This window comes from Emticicia sp. 17c, assembly GCF_037153985.1.
Classification (GTDB): Bacteria; Bacteroidota; Bacteroidia; order Cytophagales; family Spirosomataceae; genus Emticicia.
This window is the reverse complement of record NZ_JBBAYI010000011.1, coordinates 35,052-57,327: the sequence shown is the minus strand read 5'-3', so window position 1 is coordinate 57,327 and position 22,276 is coordinate 35,052. Positions and strand designations below refer to the sequence as shown.

16 protein-coding genes are annotated in these 22,276 nt (G+C 39.5%); 10 read left to right on the top strand and 6 right to left on the bottom strand.

The annotated features are described in order from the left end of the window. Positions 1-10 precede the first annotated feature (10 nt). A complete protein-coding gene (locus tag WAA15_RS19235; protein WP_337044456.1) occupies positions 11-1,363 on the bottom strand; it encodes a M24 family metallopeptidase in 1,353 nt (450 codons plus the stop codon). A 308-nt stretch (positions 1,364-1,671) separates the two neighbouring features. Between WAA15_RS19235 and WAA15_RS19230 the strand changes: the two genes are divergently transcribed. From WAA15_RS19230 to WAA15_RS19200, 7 genes are all read left to right on the top strand, one after another. Further along, the gene (locus WAA15_RS19230; protein ID WP_337044455.1) at positions 1,672-4,065 is read left to right on the top strand and encodes a TonB-dependent receptor; all 2,394 of its coding nucleotides are present in this window, start codon (positions 1,672-1,674) and stop codon (positions 4,063-4,065) included. A 149-nt stretch (positions 4,066-4,214) separates the two neighbouring features. Further along, on the top strand, positions 4,215-5,255 hold the full coding sequence (locus tag WAA15_RS19225) for a DUF4249 domain-containing protein (protein WP_337044454.1): 1,041 nt from the start codon (positions 4,215-4,217) through the stop codon (positions 5,253-5,255). A 49-nt stretch (positions 5,256-5,304) separates the two neighbouring features. Beyond that, entirely contained in the window at positions 5,305-6,447 is a 1,143-nt protein-coding gene (locus WAA15_RS19220) for a DUF4249 domain-containing protein (protein WP_337044453.1), read from the top strand. 21 nt (positions 6,448-6,468) lie between these two features. Next, positions 6,469-7,602, top strand: coding sequence for a DUF4249 domain-containing protein (locus WAA15_RS19215; RefSeq protein ID WP_337044452.1), 1,134 nt, complete (start codon positions 6,469-6,471; stop codon positions 7,600-7,602). Positions 7,603-7,629: 27 nt separating this feature from the next. After that, positions 7,630-8,778, top strand: a complete 1,149-nt coding sequence (locus tag WAA15_RS19210) for a DUF4249 domain-containing protein (RefSeq protein WP_337044451.1) — start codon at positions 7,630-7,632, stop codon at positions 8,776-8,778. Between the two features lie 54 nt (positions 8,779-8,832). Further along, on the top strand, positions 8,833-11,220 hold the full coding sequence (locus WAA15_RS19205; RefSeq protein WP_337044450.1) for a TonB-dependent receptor: 2,388 nt from the start codon (positions 8,833-8,835) through the stop codon (positions 11,218-11,220). Between the two features lie 135 nt (positions 11,221-11,355). Next, on the top strand, positions 11,356-11,865 hold the full coding sequence (locus WAA15_RS19200) for a hypothetical protein (protein ID WP_337044449.1): 510 nt from the start codon (positions 11,356-11,358) through the stop codon (positions 11,863-11,865). Positions 11,866-11,891: 26 nt separating this feature from the next. On the opposite strand, the gene WAA15_RS19195 is transcribed toward WAA15_RS19200, so the two are convergent. Next, entirely contained in the window at positions 11,892-12,845 is a 954-nt protein-coding gene (locus WAA15_RS19195; RefSeq protein WP_337044448.1) for a helix-hairpin-helix domain-containing protein, read from the bottom strand. Positions 12,846-13,099: 254 nt separating this feature from the next. Here WAA15_RS19195 and WAA15_RS19190 point away from each other — a divergent pair, with 254 nt between their 5' ends. Then, positions 13,100-14,587, top strand: coding sequence for a glycine--tRNA ligase (locus tag WAA15_RS19190; protein ID WP_337044447.1), 1,488 nt, complete (start codon positions 13,100-13,102; stop codon positions 14,585-14,587). Positions 14,588-14,774: 187 nt separating this feature from the next. Next, positions 14,775-16,436 carry an AMP-binding protein gene (locus tag WAA15_RS19185; protein WP_337044446.1) on the top strand — a complete coding sequence of 554 codons (1,662 nt, stop codon included), beginning with the start codon at positions 14,775-14,777 and terminating at the stop codon, positions 16,434-16,436. Positions 16,437-16,488: 52 nt separating this feature from the next. Here the strand turns inward: WAA15_RS19185 and WAA15_RS19180 are convergent, their stop codons facing one another. The 3 genes from WAA15_RS19180 to WAA15_RS19170 form a co-directional block, all read right to left on the bottom strand. Beyond that, positions 16,489-17,253, bottom strand: a complete 765-nt coding sequence (locus tag WAA15_RS19180) for an SDR family NAD(P)-dependent oxidoreductase (RefSeq protein ID WP_337044445.1) — start codon at positions 17,251-17,253, stop codon at positions 16,489-16,491. A 95-nt stretch (positions 17,254-17,348) separates the two neighbouring features. Then, positions 17,349-18,251, bottom strand: coding sequence for a helix-turn-helix domain-containing protein (locus WAA15_RS19175; RefSeq protein WP_337044444.1), 903 nt, complete (start codon positions 18,249-18,251; stop codon positions 17,349-17,351). Between the two features lie 101 nt (positions 18,252-18,352). Further along, on the bottom strand, positions 18,353-19,318 hold the full coding sequence (locus WAA15_RS19170; protein ID WP_337044443.1) for a hypothetical protein: 966 nt from the start codon (positions 19,316-19,318) through the stop codon (positions 18,353-18,355). A gap of 300 nt (positions 19,319-19,618) precedes the next feature. On the opposite strand from WAA15_RS19170, the gene WAA15_RS19165 reads away from it, so the two are divergent. After that, positions 19,619-21,049, top strand: coding sequence for a sensor histidine kinase (locus WAA15_RS19165; protein ID WP_337044442.1), 1,431 nt, complete (start codon positions 19,619-19,621; stop codon positions 21,047-21,049). A 156-nt stretch (positions 21,050-21,205) separates the two neighbouring features. On the opposite strand, the gene WAA15_RS19160 is transcribed toward WAA15_RS19165, so the two are convergent. After that, positions 21,206-22,183 carry a DUF4382 domain-containing protein gene (locus WAA15_RS19160; protein WP_337044441.1) on the bottom strand — a complete coding sequence of 326 codons (978 nt, stop codon included), beginning with the start codon at positions 22,181-22,183 and terminating at the stop codon, positions 21,206-21,208. Between the last annotated feature and the right edge of the window lie 93 nt (positions 22,184-22,276).

Here is a 22,276-nt window from a genome sequence, read left to right as displayed (position 1 = left end):
TATGAAGAGGTTATTTTACACCCCTCAAAGGCCGCGGAACTGGAATAATCTCTGTCTGACGACCATCAATGTAGCGGAATCCTTTTTCATCAAAAAAACCATCTTCTTCAAGCATTATCCTGATAGGTTTTTTCCATTCAGGTAAATCAACCGAAACATTTAATTCTATTGAATAAGCCGTTCGCAAATTAAGCGGATAATCGCCACTACCGATGGTTTTCCCCTGATTATCCCACATACCAATGGTTGGCCCTGCGGCATGCCCGTGGTTTCCGATAGGATGCGTGTATATGGTTCCTTTCAAACCATCTTTTTTCGACTGGGCTAAGGCATTAGCCAGAATTTCGTTACCCGTCAGGCCGGCTTTAAAGTTGTAGGTAAGGTTATCTTGCAACTGGTTACCTTGCTTAAAGGCTTTTTTTAGGTATTCAGGTACGTCTGCTTCGTCTGGCCTGAGTACATAGGCGTGTTGCTGCTGGTCGGTGTTCAGCCGTAAATACGTAATACCAAAATCACAGTGGAGCAAATCGCCGGGCATGATTATCTGTTTTTGTGGGCGCTTCGAGAAAGTGCGTAGGTGGTCAAAGCCATCGTTATCACTCCGTTGAATATCAACCGTCGGATGAAACCATGTATCCAGCCCCAAATCTGTTACTCTCTGGCGCATCCACCACACAACATCATCGGTTGTAGTAATTCCGGGCTGAATGACTTTATCGGAGAAGGCTTCTTGTATAATTTCATGAGAAATCCGGCAAATCTGTTGGTATATTGTCATTTCTCTTTCGGTTCGGGTTTCAAGCCAGTTCACAGCCAGATTAGAGGCCGAAACAATCCTGTTTTGTAAGTCGGCGGGTAACTTTTCCATAAACTCCTCATGCTCGGTATAAGTAAGCCCATCGGCGTGTGCATAATACTTTGAAAAATTCAACCCGATTTTTTTAGGATTCTTTTCTTTGATTACCTTCACGAGTGCATCCCACTGGTCGGGGTTTGTATCTAAATCCCACGCTCCTTTTAGCAAGTTGCCTACATCGTATCGGGCAATGGCAAACCGCTCCACTCCTTCTTTTACGCCTTTATCAAAAAACACCATAATAGTTCGCCGGCGAGCCGATAACCATACCGATGGCAACATGGTTTTCATCACGGGGTCTTCATTATATTCTCTTGAAATAAGTATCCACATATCAATGCCTTCTTTTCTCATTAATTGCGGCAGGAGGTTTGTCATTCTGTCTTCCAGTATTTCGTCAATCACAGTAGCTCGTTCACGTTCTGACAAAATATGCGCACCACTCTGTTGGGCAAACACATCCAGAAACACAAAATAAGTTAATAATAAACATAGAATTTTTTTCATGATGAAGGTAGATTGGTTTAGAGGGCTAAAGATAAGTTTCTTCAAAGAGGTTTCACACTATTTTGATTAAATACCACCAAAATATCTTTGAGATAGGTTCTAGCTCATGATTGCTTTGTTTTTTATTCCGCTCACAAAAGTATTTCAAAGACCCTGAATGGTATTCGTTTTTTCAGAAACCCTTCTAAATAAATCTTTTTTTTTGTCTTATGGGGTTATGTCTTTTTCATAAACTTCTAATATTTATTACATTTAACTTCTATTCATAAAAACCCAATACAATAACCCTGAGAAAACCTAACAAAACTATGATAAGACTTTTAAGTACCTTTTTTTGCTTGTTTATCAGTTTATCGACACTTCTGGCGCAAAACAAAACCCAGTCGGTCAGGGGTAGTGTAATTGACCGTATCACCCGCCAGCCTATTGTGGGTGCTTCTGTACAGGTTGCAGGCACAACTCAGGGGGCCATTACCGATGCATCAGGTACTTTTTCTATTCCGAACGTTGCCATTGGCCGCCGTTCGGTAAAGTGTACCTCTATTGGCTATGAGGCTTACTCAAGCGAAGAGTTTATTCTTAACTCTGCCAAAGAAGTGGTACTAACCATTGAATTAAACGAAACTACCGGCGACCTTCAGGAAGTAAAAGTAACGGCCTCACAAAATACCAGCCGTCCGGTAAATGATCTGGCGTTTGTAAGTGCGCGCTCGTTTACGGTAGAAGAAACAGAGCGTATTCCGGCGTCGGTTAATGACCCCGGGCGCATGGCACTGGCGTATCCCGGCGTAAAACCCGGTCGCGACGAAAACGAGAATAAAATTATTGTCCGCGGTAACTCTCCGTTTGGTATTTTATGGCGTTTGGAAGGAATCGACATCCCGAACCCTAACCATTTTGCTCAGCCCGGGTCTGGAGGTGGTGGAATCACGGTTTTCAGTGCGCAACTTCTGAGCCGCTCCGATTTTTTTACAGGTGGAATGCCCGCCGAATATGGCAACGCCATTACTGGAGCTTTCGACATCAGGTTCAGAGAAGGTAACCAGCAAAAAAGAGAGTATCGCACCAAAATAGGTTTATTGGGTCTTGATTTTTCAACCGAAGGGCCTATCACTAAGGGTCGGTCATCCTACCTGCTTAATTACAGATATTCAACACTGGGTTTACTTAGCCAGATGGGTTTTTATCTGGTAGGCGAACGGGTAACCAATCTGTTTCAGGATTTATCGTTTAATGTGGCTTTTCATAGTAAAGACGGCAAAAAAACCACGACACTTTTTGGTTTGGGCGGGCTAAGCACAGAACACTATTTTCCGGTTGAAGACCCCGAAAAACGTGTACTGGGGAAGTCTGATAATTGGGAAGACCGCGTAAGACCTGCCAATATGGGGTCTTTCGGTCTCACGCACACCAGTAATATTAACGAGAAATCATCCTTAAAATATGTGGTTGCGGTTATCGGAAGTTTAATCAAACGTAGCTCTGATACCCTTAATTTACAGGACGTACGGTTCAGATACGAAACACAACAATACAAGGAGTTTCGTCTGGCAGGTTCGGTAGCTTATAATTACAAGTTTACCAACAAAACACGCCTGAAAGCAGGAGCTATCTTTAATTATATTGATTTCGATTTTTTTAAAGAAACTGCACCACGTAATTCGGTTACTGATATTAATCAACTTAACGCGGGCAGGCAGGTTTCAATCAGTGGAAATGGCACCACTCAAACTGCGCAGGCTTATGCACAGATAGTACATAATTTAGCTAAAGGGCTAACCCTGAACACCGGGCTTCATTTTATGCATCTGTTTTTGAATAATACATCTTCACTGGAGCCTCGTTTTTCTTTGCAATATCGTTCGGCTAATGCACATACCATCAGTTTTGCCTATGGCTTATATAGCCAGTTATTACCCATGAGTGCTTATTTTTATACTAAAAAAGATACAATTGCAGGTGTAATCAGTACTTCACAGCCTAATAAAAAGCTATCATTACCACGGTCGAACCACTTCATTCTGAGCTATAACTATATTACCCCCAGCCTATGGAAATTCTCAACCGAGGTTTATTACCAGTTCCTGAATAAAATTCCTGTTGAGCCTATGAGTGGGTCTAATTACTGGATGCTCAACTATGCCGAGAACTTCCCCGAAACTCCCACAGTCAGCAAAGGCAAAGGCAGAAATTATGGTATTGATGTTTCTGTCGAAAGATTTTTTTCAAAAAAGTACTACTTGTTAATGACAGGCTCCCTGTTCGATGCTAAATATCAGACTATTGACGGCAAAACCTACAATTCATCTTTCAACGATATTTTCAGCACGGCACTCACTTTTGGGCGTGAGTTTACTTTTAAAAATGGCTCGGTGTTTCAGGTTGGAGCAAGGTCTATTTATAACGGCGGGTTCAGGTATACGCCTTTAGATGTAGCTAAATCGGCAGAACAAAAAAAGTATGTGATGCTTAAAGAAGAAAGCTACGCGGCTCAGGCTCCTGCCTATTTCAGAATAGACGGGCGGGTATCTTACAGAACTAACCGCAATAAATATGCTACTGTTGTATCGTTGGATGTACAAAATGCCACTAATCGCATCAACGTAACAAGCGTACAATACAATAGCGTTTCAAATCAGCTAGAAACCCGCAAAACAGGCAACGGCTTTGTGCCTGTGCTAAGTTTCCAGATAGATTTTTAATATAAAAGTACAAATCTGGGTTTTTAACGGCTCATTGTGGGGTTTCATCTATTAAATGTGTATGCGTGACATTATTAATTTCAAAACTCTCTTTGAATAATTATATTTGTCATAATTACCTTTTATTTAGTCTGTGTCTATATATTACAATGCTTAAATTCGTAAAAATACTTGCCATTGTAACAGGACTGGTAATAGGCTCCTGTGTGAGCCCCTATGAAGTGAACCTGCCCAGTAACCTGAAAATAATGGTAGTAGACGCTTCCTTAACAGACATCGACGACACACAAACCATCAGAATAAGCGAAACCAACAATTTTTTTAAAAATATTTATAACACTCCGGTCTCTAATCTGAACGTCCAAATAATTATTGATGGAAAAGAAACTATTGGCCTGAATGAAACACGGGCAGGCGTTTATGCCCTCCCTTTTATGTTTCGTGTGCAGCCAGGAACTACTTACAAGTTAAGGTTTCAGAAACAAGACGGAACAATTTATGAATCGACAGAAGAAAAAACCACTCGCGCTCCGGCAATTGATAAAATATTTGACGAGTTTGAAGCAGAAGGTATAAAAGAAGGAGAAAAAAGGCTAGCAGCCAATTATGTATACGTAGACTTTAAAGATAACCCTGACGAAGACAATAATTATGTGTGGACATGGAAGCTCTGGGAGAAGCAGACCATTTGCCACACCGACTATTACGATTTTTATTGTGATAGCAAATGCTGGGAAATATTGACTAATAAAAACTTTAATGTCTTTAGTGATGTGTATTCGAACGGGAAACCTGTTTATGGAAAACTAATTGGCAAAATACCTTATTATTCGTTCGATGGAGCCTTGCTTGAGATTACTCAACAAAGTGTATCGGCACAGGCGTATCGATATTTTAAGCTGATGAGCGAACAAACGCAAACTTCAGGTACGTTGGTAGATACACCTCCGGCTCCTCTCATCGGAAACATAAAAAATATAAGTAACCCAAGCGAACCTGTGACAGGTATATTCTCGGTAACAAGTGCAGTAAGGCTGAAATATTGGCTGAGCCGAACCAATGGCATTGGCAAGGCTATACCAGTGAACCTTTTAGGCCGTACACCTATAACAACCACTTTAAGCATTAGGTACCCGTGTATTGATGGACCAACCCGTACACCAAATATGCCAGACGGCTGGATTGAATAAAAAACTAACTTGAGCAACAGCACATAGCTTTAATTATCCGTATTTAATAATGAAATTTAAAAGAATCTGGTTTATTGTTGCTATTGGTTTGTGGGTGTGTTCTTGTATAGAGCCTTTTGAGATAGGGTTTTCTGGTGAAAAACAAATTCTTACCGTTGACGCTACAATAATTAATACTACCGACGAACAAACATTCAATATTACCGAATCGGTTACAAGAAATAGCGTCACGTATTCTTTTCCTGTAAAGGCGGCAATAGTAGAAGTTATAGTCAATGGCTCAGAACGGGTTTTGCTTACCGAAAAAAATCCGGGCGTTTATGCGTTGCCCCTGAGTTTTCAGGCAAAAGTAGGTAATAGCTATCAGCTCGTTTTTAAAAAAGCAGATGGTACTGCTTATGAATCAGCAAAAGAAGTCATGACCAGCGTACCCCAAATTACAAAGGTTTATGATGAGTTTCGGCTTGACGGACAGAAAACCAATATAGGTTATGATGCCGCCAGTTATGTATATCTGGATACACAAGACCCCGCCAACGAGCAAAACAATTATGTATGGTCATGGCGGTTGTGGGAAAGACAGATTATCTGTAAATCATGTTCTGGAGGCCGATATTATGTTTCACCTCCGCCTTATGGAGATTGTGTAAGAGAAGATAATTTTAAAGAAATTCCCTTTTTCGATTATGCCTGTAATGGTAATTGCTGGGATATCTTTTATAACACTACGCTGAACGTTTTCAGCGACGTATTCAGTAATGGTAAAACAATTACAGGGCGGCTTGTAGCCAAGATTCCGTATTACGCACAAGACGGTGCATTGCTCGAAATAAAGCAACAATCGGTTAGTGAATCGGCTTACAGATATTTAAAATTATTAGCTGACCAAACTCAGAATACCGGAAGCCTTGTAGATACTCCACCAGCAGCAGTTATTGGAAATATTAAAAACCTGACAAACCCTGAAGAGCCTGTTGCCGGTTTTTTCATGGTATCGGGTGTACGAACTTTCAGGTATTGGTTAAGCCGAGAAAACGCCAAAGTTACAAACGCTGTTCCTATCGGAATTTTGGGGCATAAACTCCATTATGAACCTAATTCTGAACCACCAGAACCGCCAAGACCACCACAAGCACCTTGTGTGCCAAGCAAGTATCGTACAAACGTGAAGCCTGCCGGATGGGTTGATTAAAAAACAATTTATAAGAAAATTATGAAAATGCTTAAAGCTAAAAGTCTGTTTATATTATTAAGTATCGGTCTGTTCTTTTATTCCTGTGTTGAACCTTATGATTTAGGTCAACGGCTTGGCAATAAAATCTTAACTGTTGAATCTACGATTACTGATTTGGCTGGCGAACAAAGCGTTAAACTGACGGAATCTATCAGTACTGAAGACTTGGTGTACTCTTTGCCTATAACCAAAGCTAAAGTTGAAATTGTGGTTAATGGTACTGAACGGGTTACGCTGACCGAAAAAACAGCAGGGGTATATATTTTGCCTATTTCTTTTCATGCGCAGGTTGGCAACACGTATCAGTTAGTTTTTCAAAAATCCGATGGCAAACAATATCAGTCAAATATAGAACGTCTGGTTCGTATTCCGGCTATAAAAAAACTTTATGACGAGTTCAAGACCGATGGTATTTCAACCATCAATGGTAATTATCCGGGCAATTATATTTATCTTGATACCGATGACCCAGCCAATGAGCAAAACTTCTATATGTGGTCATGGAAACTCTGGGAACGGCAGGCTATCTGTGCTACCTGCACCGGAGGCAGGTATTTTACTACACCCACCCCCGGATGCCGAAGCGAGGTTAATTACTCCGAAGTAATTTATGACTATGCCTGTAAAGGTGCTTGCTGGGATATTTTTTATAACCCCGACCTGAATGTTTTCAGCGATATCTTCACAAACGGGAAACCCCTCATTGGCAGGCTTGTAGCCAAGATACCCTATTACTCGGCAAATGGAGCATTAGTAGAAATAAAACAACAATCCATCTCTTCAGATGCTTATAAATATTTAAAATTACTAGCCGAACAGGTACAAAGCAACGGCAGTTTGGTTGATACCCCTCCGGCTGCTATTGTCGGGAATGTAAAGAATATGAACGATTCTGACGAACCAGTAGCTGGTTTCTTTATGGTAACAAGCGTAGTTACACAACGTTATTGGCTAGGCCGCGAAAACGGAGAAGGTAAAGCTAGCCCGATAGGGTTACTAGGGCATCCTGTCAATTACGAGCCAATGGGTGCTGATATCAGCCGCCCACCAATGGTCACATGTGACGAAAGCAAAACCCGCACCCCTACCAAACCCGAAGGATGGTTAAATTAACTTATTACCCTATTATATTGAAAGTCTATGACCAAAGCCAAAAGTTTGTTAATACTAGCCATGTTTCTGTGGGTTTGCTCCTGTGTAGAACCTTTTTCGGCGTCGTTCGATAAAAATAGTATTATTCTGACAGTAGATGCAACCCTAACAGACCTTGACGAACAACAGACAATCAAGATATTTGAATCGACGAGCTATTCAGGAAGTACTTACGCGAATCCGGTATTAAAAGCTAAAGTTGAATTACTAGTAGATAATAAGGATAAAATTGCGTTCACAGAAGGCACTGGTGGTGTGTATTCGTTGCCGGCCTCGTTCCGTACGAAGCAGGGCAGCAGCTATCAGCTATTTATTCAGCGTGCCGACGGTCGCCAGTATCAGTCAGGGAAAGAAACATTGATTAAAGTAGCTGACATTACAAAGGTGTATGATGAGTTTGTATTGAAGGGGGTTCCGAGAGGTAACGACTACGACCCTGCCAATTATGTATATATTGATACCCCTGACCCCGCTAACGAGAAAAACAATTATATGTGGAGCTGGAAGTTATGGGAAAAACAGAGTGTATGCACTACCTGCCAGAATGGAAGGTATCAGAAAACAGGAACTTCCAAACAACCTCCGGGTTGCAGAGAAGAAAAAGGCTATGAAAATACCCAGTTTGATTATTACTGTGATGGCAACTGCTGGGACTTATTCTTTAACAGAGACCTGAATGTATTTAGCGATATTTACTCAAATGGCAATACCATAACCGGAAAACTGGTAGCCAAAATACCTTATTATCAGGTAGATGGCAGCCTGATAGAAATAAAGCAACAATCTATTTCGCCGGAGGCTTATAGGTATATGAAACTAATTGCCGACCAAGTACAGAACAGCGGGGGGCTGGTAGATACTCCTCCGGCGGCCTTAATCGGTAATGTTAAAAATATGAGCGACGACAATGAAGCTGTTGCGGGTTTTTTTATGGTAACCAGTATCAAAAAAGTTAAATACTGGATTAGCCGCAACAATGCCTATAACAAGGCAATGCCTGTTGGCCTTCTGGACCACACTATTGTGCTTGAACCCTCGGGTACTGGCGAGCTAGACCGCCCGCCTTTGGTGCCGTGTATTGAAAGTAACACCCGCACAAAGATTAAACCAGAGGGTTGGGTCGACACAGTAAGATAAAACAAACTATAATAAAACATTATTTATCACCATCAATTGATATCATTCTTAACAATGAAAAAACTTTATATTATAAGTTCATTTCTACTCTTAAGTATCGCCTCACAAGCACAGGTGTATTATCGTTTTAGCGGATACGTGCGCGATACAATTGATGGTAAGCCGCTTGTAAAAGCATCAATAAACGTTGACTTCGGGAAGTTCGGAGCAGTGACGGACGAAAACGGCTTTTTCGATTTGGCAATTCCTTATGGCGACCACGCCGTAACCATCAAGTTTGTGGGCTATCGGCCGTTAAGAGATGGTTTCAAAGTAAATGCCGACATTAAGCGCAATTATTCGTTAGGCAGGCTCGAAAACGAACTTGAAGAAGTTATCGTTTCCAGCAAAGGAGTCGAAGCCAATGTGCAACGACCACTACTGGGTGTAAATCAGCTAAATGTAAAAACCCTTCGGAAATTACCGGCCGCTATTGGCGAAATTGATATTTTAAGAGGCTTACAAATGCTGCCGGGTGTAACTAGCGTCGGAGAAGCCTCGAACGGTGTTAATATCAGAGGAGGTACTACCGACCAAAACTTGCTTCTGCTTGACGACATTCCGATTTTTAACCCCACACACATGTTTGGTTTGTTTACGGCTTTCCCGTCGGAAGCAGCCTCGGGTGTTGAAGTTTATAAAGGGAATACACCTGCACGTTTTGGCGGAAGAGCCGCTGCCGTGATGGATGTGACTTTAACCCAGCCTTCGCTCGATAAATTCAAGATGAACGGCGGTATCAGTCTGGTATCTAACCGCCTTACCCTCGATATTCCGGTTATTAAAGACAAACTCGGAGTTATGTTGTCGGGGCGAGCTTCATACAATGATTTTTTGTTGCCCCTTGCCTCTCCCAAGCTAGACGACATCAAAGCTAACTTTGCCGATTTAGTGGGTAAAGTATTCTGGCGAATCAATAATAAAAATACTTTTACGGCTTCAAGCTATTATAGCAAAGATTTCTTCCAGACTGAATTACTTGGTGGAATCGGGAATATTAACGCTACCTCAACCCAATACGATTACCGAAGCAGAAGTTTTTCGGCGCGTTGGTTTTATGCCATCAATCCAAAATTAAACTTGCAAACTACGGCCGTATCGGCTTATTATATTCCCAAGACCTTGCTTCCAGAGCTTAATACAGATAATAAAGTAGTGCTTCTATCAGATATTAACTACAAACAGGTTAAGTCAAACATTAATTATTATTCTAATAAACATAACATTGAAGCAGGTATCAGCGGCACTGTATATAACATATCACCCGGCGAACTTCAACCCGGAACAAGCCGCAGTGTGTTAGCCTTAAAAACACCAAAAGAACATTCTCTCGAAACAGCCGTACACATAGAAGACGAAATTACTTTATCGCCTAAAACTACATTCTCGGTAGGTGTGCGTTACTCGCAATTCTTTGCATTAGGCCCTGCCGATGTACAAACTTATGCCCCGGGCGAGCCAAAAGATGCCTTGTCGGTACGCGATACTGTGTTTTATGCCAAAGGAAAAGTTATCAAGTCGTATGGTGGTTTTGAGCCTAGAGTGGGCCTAAAATATTCGCTTGATGATAAAACCTCTATCAAAGTAGGCTATAATATCATGCGCCAGTATATGCAGGTGGTTACTAATACTACTACTCCCCTACCCACTTCACGCTGGAAAACCTCCGACATAAATATTCGTCCGCAGGTAAGTTCATTAATGGCCGCAGGTATATTCCATAACTTTCCGGGTAATATATTTGAGGTTTCACTGGAAGGCTACTACCGCTTAACCAACAATATTATTGATTATAAACCAGGGGCCGATTTCCTGCTAAATGGTAATCCAGAAACCCAGTTACTACAAGGTAAAAACCGCTCGTATGGGATAGAAATGATGTTCTCGAAGAAAAAAGGGGAACTTACAGGTTGGGTTAACTATACTTATTCTCGCTCAATGAACCTTGTTTCGGAGGGTAATACTGTTGGTGAGCAAATTAACTTCGGCAAATGGTACGCTGCTAACTATGACCGTCCGCACTCGTTCAATGCCTCGGTTATTATCAATCAAGGCAAGCACCACGATTTCTCGTTTAACTTCTCATATAGCACAGGCCGGCCGTTTACTATGCCAGAAGGATTCATTATTTATCAGGGAACCAGTTATCCTTACTATGGCGTACGTAACAATGCCCGCCTGCCTGATTACCACCGCCTTGACTTTGCATGGAACATTTATCAGCCAAGTATGAAAGACAAACGCTTTAAAGGCAACTGGACCTTTACCGTTTATAATATTTATGGGAAGAAAAACGCCTACTCAGTATTTATCCGTACACAAGGCACGGCTGTTTCGGCCTATAAATTGGTGGTATTTGGTGCGCCAATTGTATCATTATCATACAATTTCAGATTCATGTAAGCAAATACAACATATTAATTAGCAATATTTATTGATAAGTTCTCTGGAAACAGAGAACTTATTTTTTTGCTGCGCAACCATCTTGCAAGTATTTGCATCTAGTAATCAAGAAACACTTTTAATCTTCTTATAATTATGAAAAAGCCTCAGTTATTAATTATTGCCTTTCTTCTAATGGGCGCAAATATGGTTTCTGCACAAACACTTGAACGCAACACCCAATGGCTCAGCCAGCAATTAGACAAACTTGTAAAAGAAGAGAAAAGCAAAAACCTTAAAGTCAATGACAAAGAAAGTGTACCCTCTTTCAAGTTTAAAGGTTGCCAGATGAACATGAATATTGATGCCCATGATAAAGACGTTGATTTTGGCATGACACTCTCGTGGCTTCTGAAAGACGTACAAAGAATTTCATATACACCCGAAAAAGACGGCTACGAGCTAAGGTTGGCAGTACCCGCCGACAGGCTAAAAATGAAATTAGGCTTTGGCAACGATAATGGGCTGAGTGGCTCGTTCAACCTGAAAGACGATGACAACGACAGTAAAACTAATTTTACCTTACACACCCGCGACGAAAGTCTGGTAAAAGAAATAGTGCAGAAATTTGAAGAGTCAGTCAGGATTTGTAAAAATACAAGGTAACAAAGGGGCTTCGCCCCTTTTATATTTTAGTATTCCAGATAAGGCTCAATTTTTTGAATAGTGGCTTCATCCAGCACTTTTATCTGCTTCAAATCCTCTATTGATTTAAAGTTACCATGCTGCTCACGATAGGCAATAATAGCCTTTGCCTGAAAAAATTTCAGATAAGGGTGTTTAAATTCTGTAATAGATAACTGATTTACCCTGAGTTTCTTTACACTTTCTTTGATATACGCATATTTCAATAACTCATCGGCAGTTTCCTGTGGCAAGCCGTAGGTATCTCTTACTTGCTCTGGGTTAGCAAATCCGCCCAGAGCATCTCTGAACTTGACAATTCTTTTAGCAAATCCAGAGCCTATGCCACGTATTGTTTTTAGCTGAGTAGTATCAGCCGTATTCAAATCAAATTTTATTATTGTTTCTGCCTTTTTAACTGGAGCAACAATAGTTTTCTCGTTAGCCAATGACTGTGATGTTGCCTCAGTTTGTGGAGTACGGCCAGCCTCTTCTTCGGCCGATGGTAACATAATAAAAGGCTCTAACCTTTCATACGTTTCAGGATAAAGCCCGTAAATCTTGGCTAAATCTTCTTTTTTTCTGAACTTCCCGCCCTTATTTCTATATTTTTCAATTCGCTCAGCAATAAACTGAGGCAATCCTAACTCCTGCAACTGCGCAACAGTAGCGGTATTGGGGTCAAAATTAAAAAGTTTATAATTTTTATGGTTATCGGTCGTGTATTCTGCCTTGCGCTTTTCCTGATGGGTACTTATTTGTTTATCAAGGCTAAGAGTAAGGCTATCCAGTAATTTGGGCGACGATATAGTGAGGCTTGGTTGTTTCTGACTAAAAAAATAATCAGCCCCCCACATAAGTAGTAAAGCTATAAAAATTAAAACAAAAGCTGTAACTACACCTTTGGCCTCAGCGGCCGACATACTTAAAGAGTCACGAATAAATTTTAGCAATCGTTGCATTGAGAGAAGTTTCTGGGAAATATTCCAAAAATAACAAGATAGCCGATGTATTTGCAAGGTATTTGCTAATTTTGCAAAAATATAATTGCTACTACCTGATAATGATACAAAATAGCTATTCAATACAGCTAATTATGTAGTAGGTAATTAGGCATATAAACAGTTTAAGCCAAACGATTAACGGGTTTAATCATCTTAATACTTAAGTTTATTGCCAGCTAAATAGTAAAACGGACAATTTATAAAATACGTAAATGAGTAAACCAGCACTAACAAATTCATTACAAGATATTATTTCTCATGCCAAAGAATATGGCTTTGTATTCCCTTCGTCTGAGATTTATGACGGACTTCAAGCGGTATATGATTATGGCCAGAACGGTGTAGAGTTAAAAAACAATATTAAAGCTGCATGGTGGAAAGCCATGACTCAACTGCATGATAATATTGTGGGTATAGATGCCGCCATTTTTATGCACCCGCTTACATGGAAGGCATCGGGCCACGTAGATGGTTTCAACGACCCTATGATTGATAACAAAGATAGCAAAAAACGTTATCGGGCCGACCAACTACTGGAAGGAAAAGCAGAGGAATATACACTTGCCGGACAAACCGAAAAAGCTGAGGCTTTGTTGGCTGAAATGGGAAGGCTGTTAAGTGCAGAAGATTTATCAGGCGTACGCGATTTAATTATTGCCGAAAACATTGTTTGTCCTATTTCAAAAACAGCCAACTGGACAGAAGTACGCCAGTTTAACCTGATGTTTTCTACACAGGTAGGTTCGGTGGCTGAAGATGCCAGCCTTATTTATTTACGCCCCGAAACTGCACAGGGTATTTTTGTTAACTTCTTGAATGTGCAGAAAACAGGCCGTATGAAAGTGCCTTTTGGTATTGCACAAATTGGTAAGGCGTTCAGAAACGAAATTGTAGCCCGCCAGTTTACTTTCCGTATGCGTGAGTTTGAACAAATGGAAATGCAGTTTTTTGTGCGCCCTGGCACTGAAATGGAATGGTACAAAAACTGGAAAGAAACCCGTTTGCAATTTCATAAGGCAGTGGGTTTACCTGTTGAAAAACTTAAATTCCATGACCACGAAAAACTGGCTCATTATGCAAATGCTGCCGTAGATATTGAATTTGAATTCCCTTTCGGTTTCCGTGAAATTGAGGGTATCCATTCAAGAACCGACTTTGACCTTCGTAACCATCAGGAACTTTCAAAGAAAAAACAACAGTATTTCGATGCCGACCTTGATGCTAACGGCAAGCCTTATGGTAATTATATCCCGTATGTAGTCGAAACTTCGGTGGGTGCCGACCGCCTATTTCTAGCTGTTTTCTGTAATGCTTTTACAAGAGAAATAGTTGGCGAAGGAGAAAATGAAAAAGAACGTACGTATCTGAAACTACATCCGGCTCTTGCCCCTATTAAGGCAGCTATACTACCATTAGTAAAAAAAGATGGCTTAGCCGAAAAAGGCGAACAGATAGCAAAATCGTTACAATCTTCGTTCAAAACGATTTATGACGATGGTGGGGCTATTGGTAAACGTTACACACGTCAGGATTTAATTGGTACTCCTTACTGTATTGCCGTTGATTACCAGACAATGGAAGACGACACCGTTACTATCCGTTACCGTGATACCATGACGCAAGAGCGTGTGGCTATCAGCCAGTTAAAAGAGAAAATCGGATACGAAGTATCAATGGAACGCATACTGGAGAAAATATAATTGGCTCATTAAGAGTGAGTGTAACAGTGTAAATGGCATGAAACAACCAATGTTTTCATGCCGTTTTTGTTAACCGGAGGCTTGCTGTAAATAAAATTATTGATAAGTTCTTGCAATGAGTATAATCTCGTTTTTTTATATTATTTTTAAAGAACCTCTATCACATACCTGTTAACTAAACACTACTATGGAACTGTCTCCAGACAAAACCCTGTTAGAATATTTTTATTTCAGGGAAACAAACCAACCCGATAAAATTTACCTCAAACAACCCTTTGGTGATACTTATAAAGATTTTTCATGGAAAGAAGTAGGCATTCAGTCCAAAAAAATAGCCTCTTACCTGAAATCTCTGAATCTTCCGCCTAAAAGTAATATTGGCCTAATTTCAAAAAATTGTGCCGAGTGGCTCATCGCCGACTTTGGCATTTTAATGTCAGGCCATGTTTCTGTTCCATTCTATGCCACTTTAACGGCCGAGCAACTCAATCAGGTTATGACCCACAGTGGTTGTAGTGTTTTGTTTGTAGGTAAGCTAGATAACGCTCCAAGCATAGAAGGTGGGATTCCTCATGAAGTAAAATGTATTTCGTTCCCCACATATAACCCACAGTCGCAACACATTCAGTGGGATTATATCATGGAAAATTACGCTCCCCAAGAAGAAGATTATATTCCACAAATGGACGAATTATCCTGCATTATTTATACCTCTGGTACTACCGGAAATCCTAAAGGTGTGATGCTTACCTATAAAGCCGTAGCCACAGGGGTATATAGCACACGTAATTATACCAAACTTGATTACCCTAACCCTCGTTTTTTTTCGTATCTACCTCTCTGCCATATTGCCGAACGTAACGTAATCGAATCAGCAGCAACAATTTCGGGGGCTACGGTTTACTTCGCTGAAACGCTCGAAAGTTTCCCTCGGAATTTAGCGGCTGCCCGACCTACCCATTTTCTGGCTGTTCCTCGTATCTGGACAAAGTTTCAATTGGGTGTATTATCAAAACTATCGCAGAAAAAACTGGATTTACTTTTAAAAATACCTTTGCTTAATAATTTTATTAAAACCAAAATACGAAAAGGGCTAGGGCTGAACGATACAGTTATTATTTTGACATCGGCAGCACCAATGCCCGCAGAACTTATTCGTTGGTTCAGAAATATCGGGATTATTATTCAGGAAGCATACGGCATGACGGAGAATCTGGGTGCGGTAAGTATGATGCCCCGCGAGAAAATTAAAGATGGCACGGTAGGAAAGCTGTATCCGGGTATGGAGGTAAAACTTTTACCCGCAACCAATGAAATATGCACTCGCTCTGAGTGGAACATGACAGGTTATTATAAGGAACCAGCAATGACGGCCGAAACAATTGATTCGGAAGGCTGGATTCATACCGGAGATGTTGGCGAAGTAGATGAAGAAGGCTATTTAAAAATAACAGGCCGTGTAAAGGAAATGTACAAAACCTCGAAAGGCGAGTACGTAGCTCCTGCACAAATTGAGGCTGGCTTTGCTAACAATAATTTCATAGAACAGATTTGTGTAGTAGGTAATCATTTACCCCAACCTGTTGCGTTGGTAGTATTATCAGATTTGGGAAAAGAAACACCTACGAAGACCATAGAAGGAAGTCTGGAAGCCACCTTGAATAGTCTTAATCCTCAATTGAAGCCTTATGAGCGGGTAAAAAGAATTGTTATTTTGAAAGACCCATGGACAGTAGAAAATAATAAACTTACCCCTACCATGAAAATTAAACGAAGTAATATCGAGAAAGACTTTGCTTCAAAACTAGAACCGTGGTATAATAAAATGGAAACTATTATATGGGAATGAGCTATATTTCAGGGTTGGTATCTATCAACACAACCCTGAAACAAGCCCTTTTTTATAAAAATATTCCACCAGAAACTTCGATTCGTTGGTCATTTACCCATTTGGCTTCTTCCGAACACAAAAAGGCAACTACCCCACCAATATCATCAGGCAAGCCTACACGCCCCAAAGCTGTCAGGGCCGATAGTTGTGCGTTAAGGCTAGCATTATCTCTAACTGCTCCGCCACCGAAATCGGTTTCAATAGCACCCGGAGCAACTATGTTTACCCTGATTTTTCTGGCACCTAATTCTTTTGCCTGATAGCTTGTTAAGGTTTCAATTGCACCTTTCATGGAAGCATAAGCTGCATATCCGGGAAAAGAAAAACGAGCCAGTCCGGTTGAAATATTTACAATTCCACCACCGTCAGCCATGAAAGGCAGTGCCTTCTGGGTTAAGAAAAATACCCCCTTGAAATGAATATTCAATAAATAATCGAATTGCTCTTCGGTAGTTTCCGCAAATGAGGCATGAAGTCCTACGCCCGCATTGTTTACTAAAAAGTTAAAATTTTCGGCATTGAATTTATTTTGTAGTGCTGATTTTAGCTCGGCCAAAAAGGTATCAAAACTACTAATATCGGCTGTGTTTAATTGTAACGCACTCGCTTGCTGGCCTATCGATTCAATCTCTTTCACCACGGCTTCGGCTTCTTCTTTTTTACTATGATACGTTAAAATTACATCAATACCCTTTTTTGCAATACTTAAAGCCATGTTTTTTCCTAGCCCACGGCTCCCTCCGGTAACTAAAGCTATTTTGTTCATTTGTGTCATTTATTATTTAAAATTAATGGCACAAAGGTATAGCCAATGCCTTAATGTGTGTTTGCAAGCATCAATCTAAAATTTGCAAATATCAATCATTCGTTTCAGGCACGAAAACTCAAGGGCGAAAAACCAGTTTGTTTCCTAAAGAAATTAGAAAAATGAGCAATCTCTTCAAATCCGAGCGAATAAGCAATTTCAGATATATTCCAGTCGGTTTGCTTAAGCAGTATTTTAGCTTCTTGTACTATTCGGCTGGTAATAATATCGGTTGTTGTTTTGCCAGTACTTTCTTTCAAAACTTTATTCAGATGATTTACATGCACAGCCAGTTGAGTGGCATAATCTTTAGCGGTACGTAAAGATAATTTCTGGTGTGGCGATTCAATAGGGAACTGACGTTCGAGAAGCTCGATAAACAAGGAAGTCATACGGGCTGAAGCATTATGGGTCGGATATAATACCGACAAAGGCTGAAGTTTTTGCCCATAATGGATTAATTCAATTACGTAATTTCGTAGTAAATCGTATTTATAGGCATAGTTAGACGATATTTCGTCATACATTTTTTTGAATATAGCCGTAATTTCCTCAGCGGCTTTATCAGTTAACTGAAAAACCGGATACCCTCCTGGTTTAAAAATCGGCAGGTCGTCAAGTACCATCCCGCTCTTGCTAGGGGCCAGAAATTCAGTTGTAAAAATGCAAAAATACCCTGACTGGTTTTCATCTTGTGGTAACCAGTGATATGGTATTTTAGGAGTAGCAAACAATAAAGCATTCTTTTCTATATCAATCACCTTATCGGCATATTCGGCTTTATTTCTGCCACTAATAATACTTATTTTAAAATAAGCCCTCCGATTATAAGGCATTCCATTCTTCTTAGGTGACTTATTAAGCTCATCAATCTTGAATATATTAAAATGTCCTATTTCCTTATTAATACCCTCAGGTATTAGCTGTGAAGTATCTTTATAAAAATCTTCTAGCGTAACAATTTCCATGTATATGTTGCAAAATACAAATATAGACACACTGGCAACAGTATAAAACAAAAGAGGCGATAATTTTGAAACTATCGCCTCTTTTAAATATATAGTAAGAACTAGAAAAACAAGAAACTATTTCTTACTTTGAACTCAACCGTTCCCAAATAATCGTTATTAGTATAAACTGTTGCTTTATAAGTACCCGGTGCTAATTTTTCTTTTACATCAAACATAAAAGTTGTGTTTTGAGGATTCTTAGAAAAATCAACTGTTTGTGTAGCATGTACTGCAATTGGCATTAGTTTTTCGCCTTGCATTACACTCACTTCTTTTTCAGCTCCTTTTACAGGCATATTTTTATCGTCCAGAATCGTCAGATAAAGTGTCTGCATACTTTCGGTGCTAGTTTTAACCATTTCTGGTACTACGAAAGAAACTTTAAGTGTGTGCGCTTTTTTAGCCTTTGCTGTTACCTTAGAGTTGGGTTTCAGTACCTCTACCCTAAAGTTATCGGCTGGTGCGCTATATATTATGTCATCTACTTTCTTGTTTAGCGAAGCAATGTGCGTATTCAGTATTTCGCTTTGATTCCGAAGCTCATCGTATTTAGCTTTCCATTCAGTATTTTCTGCAATTAAAGTAGCATTGTTAGCCTGTAAGTCAGCAAGATTTCTCTCCATCAAGGCTTTAACGTCATTCAGTTCAATAATCTGGTTATTGAGCATGGCTAGCTGCTCAGACTTAGATTTGTTCTGATTTCTCAAAGAGGCAGTTTCTCTATTCATTTTTGTTAAAACCTGCTCTTTTTGTGCCAGCAAACCATTAATATATTCAGTTTTGGTAGTTAATTCAGCATTTTCATCTCTTTCATCGTTCAAATCTTTTGTCAATCCGCTGATTTCTTCTTCCAGATTTTTCTTAACTGTCGATAAAGAATCTACCTGTATAGTAAATTTATCTCTTTCGTCAGATATTTCGCTTGAGCGATACGCCTGATATACCCCAAACGCCGTAGCTAGGGCTAAGGCTCCAACCAATGCGCCTGTAAAAGCTCTTTTCCGTGACTCTGTTAAATGTTCCATATCCATAATATTTGTGTGTATACTTACTTAAATCTTTTCTACGCTGTTAAATAAAAAATAAGCGTACCATTGTAGATTTAATGGTTTTTAGCGTAAAAAAGTAGCAATTAGACAAGCAAAGTGGGGATATTTCTCCCCAAAAGGTGTGTTTAATCTCCTTAAGAGTAGGGTGTTTCAGGATTTTTTGTAGAAATTTGTCAGAAAATTACAGGACATAAGTTTAACTTTGACTTACTAAAAGTTTATATTTTACGTTCTAATACCTAACAACGTTACATTGCTACATAAACCTGTATATTTATGCGTAAACCGTTCAGATACGTAACGATTTCGTTTATCTCCTGTATTATCTTACTTCTGATACTTACAATTGTCTCTTATGTGAAAGTTCATCAGACTTTAGCTTACATGGATGAAATTGAAAAGAACTACAAGGTAATGATGAAAGGAGAAGAACTGATTTCCAGAATGAAAGACATGGAAACAGGGCAGAGAGGTTACTTACTGACCAACCGGAATCTATTTCTAAGCCCTTACTTTGATGCTTATCGCTCGGTCGGAAAAATCATTAATGACCTCGAAGATTTAGTGGAGCATAACGAAAAACAGGTTAAAAGGCTTAATCAGATAAAAAAACTTATTTCTGATAAAGTAAAAATGACAGATGCTAACATTAAGTTAGCCAGAGATAAACAACCGATTGACCTCGAAATATTGAGACAAGATAAATTAAAGATGGATGAAATAAGAAACAGCATGAACCTGTTTCAACTAGCCGAAAAACAAATTCTCAATAACAAGTATGCTTTAAAAATAAAAAATGACAAAAATCTGCCTGCTTATATTATTGTTCTTTCTTTGTTTTCAACTTTGCTTCTGATAGTTTCGTTCGGGTTTTTGCTTTATGAGCTTCGGAAAAGAATTAATTTTCAACGGGCTTTGGAAAATAACCTTGACAAACTACAACGCTCTAATTCAGAACTGGAACAATTTGCGTATGTGGCTTCGCACGATTTAAAAGAACCTTTACGTAAAATACGTGCCTTTAGCGGCATATTATTAAAAAAGCATTACAGCACGCTGAATCAGGACGGGCAGGATTCGCTTGATAAAATTGAGAAATCGGCTGAACGTATGCAACTACTGATTGATGATTTACTGACTTTCTCACGAACGGTTAACCACCATGACCAAGAGTTTGACACCATTGATTTGAATAAAATACTGGAAGAAGTAGAAAGTGATATGTCGGTATTGATTGAAGAAAAAAATGCCCGCATTATTAACGAACAACTCCCCATTGTGCATGGTTTCTCTTTTCAGTTAAAGCAACTCTTTTATAACTTAATAAGTAACTCTATCAAATTTGCCAAGCCTGATACTGCTCCACTTATTGAAATTACGTCGGAAGAAATGCTTGGTAAAGACATTTATTTTATTGAAGGTATAAGAGAGGAAAGTACTTTTTACCACCTTTGTTTTCAGGATAACGGTATTGGGTTTGAATCTAATTATGCCGAGCGCATTTTTGTTATTTTTCAACGCTTGCACAGCCGCAAAGACTACGACGGCACAGGTATTGGGTTAGCCATCTGCAAAAGAGTGATGGGCAACCATAACGGCTTTATATTTGCCGAAGGGCAGCTCGACAAAGGAGCCAGATTTCACCTTTTCTTTCCGAAAACATCTCATGTGGTTAAAAACGAAGAAATTCAGAAATTACTTTATTGATAGATATGTTCAAAAAATGGTTGGCTATAACATAAAAAAATCAGGTCTCATTAAAAGACCTGACTTTACTACTTCTCGATTTTAATATGTTACAATTCCGAACAGCGTAACACGTTTTATTTTTTTCATGGCTATAAAGTATATCTCAGCTATTTATCAGAGACCTAATAAAGTACTCACTGATATAGCCAGATTTACGTCAGCACCTGATTTCACAGAGATACTTTTTAAATCAATACTATTTTTACTGTTAAGGTCTAATAAAGCTATCAGCCCAAATAAACCACCCGATGGTTTATTATAAGAGGCACAATGTACTTCGTAATCGCCCTGTTCTAAAAATGCGGCTTTAAAGTTGCCATTCGCGTCCACTTTTGTGCTTGTTACGGCATTCTTGAATTGAACCTGACTTGTACCTTGCCCCTGAGTTTCGGTAGACTGATTAAAAGTTCCTTTTTTGTATACATACACAACTACATTACCCATAGTAGTGGCATTATAGTTATCTATTTTGCCTGTTATATTACTGGCTGAGGTACGTTCAACCATTCGTATAGAAGATTGAAGCTCGTTATAGCTTACAAAAGAATAGGTTGTCTGGCTACCGCTATTATCTGCCTTAATGGCTTTTCTAAGGTCAAAGTCAAGCATGAGGTCTGTTGCAGTGCCTTCTTTCACAATAAATTCTTTTGTATTTAAGTCAATTGAATTTTGTGTACTGCCCGATAACTGAAGTTTTTGTTTTGTGTTATCAGTCTTTTGGATATAACATCCTGGGGCATTTCCTGACTGGTCTTTTTCGTAGTCTAGTACTAACGTAATTTTATTGAAAGTACCCGCACTAAAATCACCATCGCACAAGCTAGCAGAATTTCCGTTTTGTAGTTCTAAAAGATTTACAGTTTTAGGCCCTTTAAAACCCTCAAATGTTTTGCCGTCAATTTTTACCTCTGTCACTGTTACAAAAGCACCTTTAACATCGGGTGCATCAATAGGCGCGTCAGTAATACCAATTCGGAGTGTGCCTTTGGGCGAATTTGGGTCTGGGTCGGTTGTCGAGTCATCGCATGACATCTGAAAAAAACCTAATGCGCCAATAAGCAACATTCCAAAAAACATTCTTGAAGTTTTCATAACAAATAAAAAAAATTAGTAAATAAAATAGAATTAATGAAAAGTACAAGTATGCTTCATGTATTATGTATCTGATAAGGTTAGCTGGCTTCA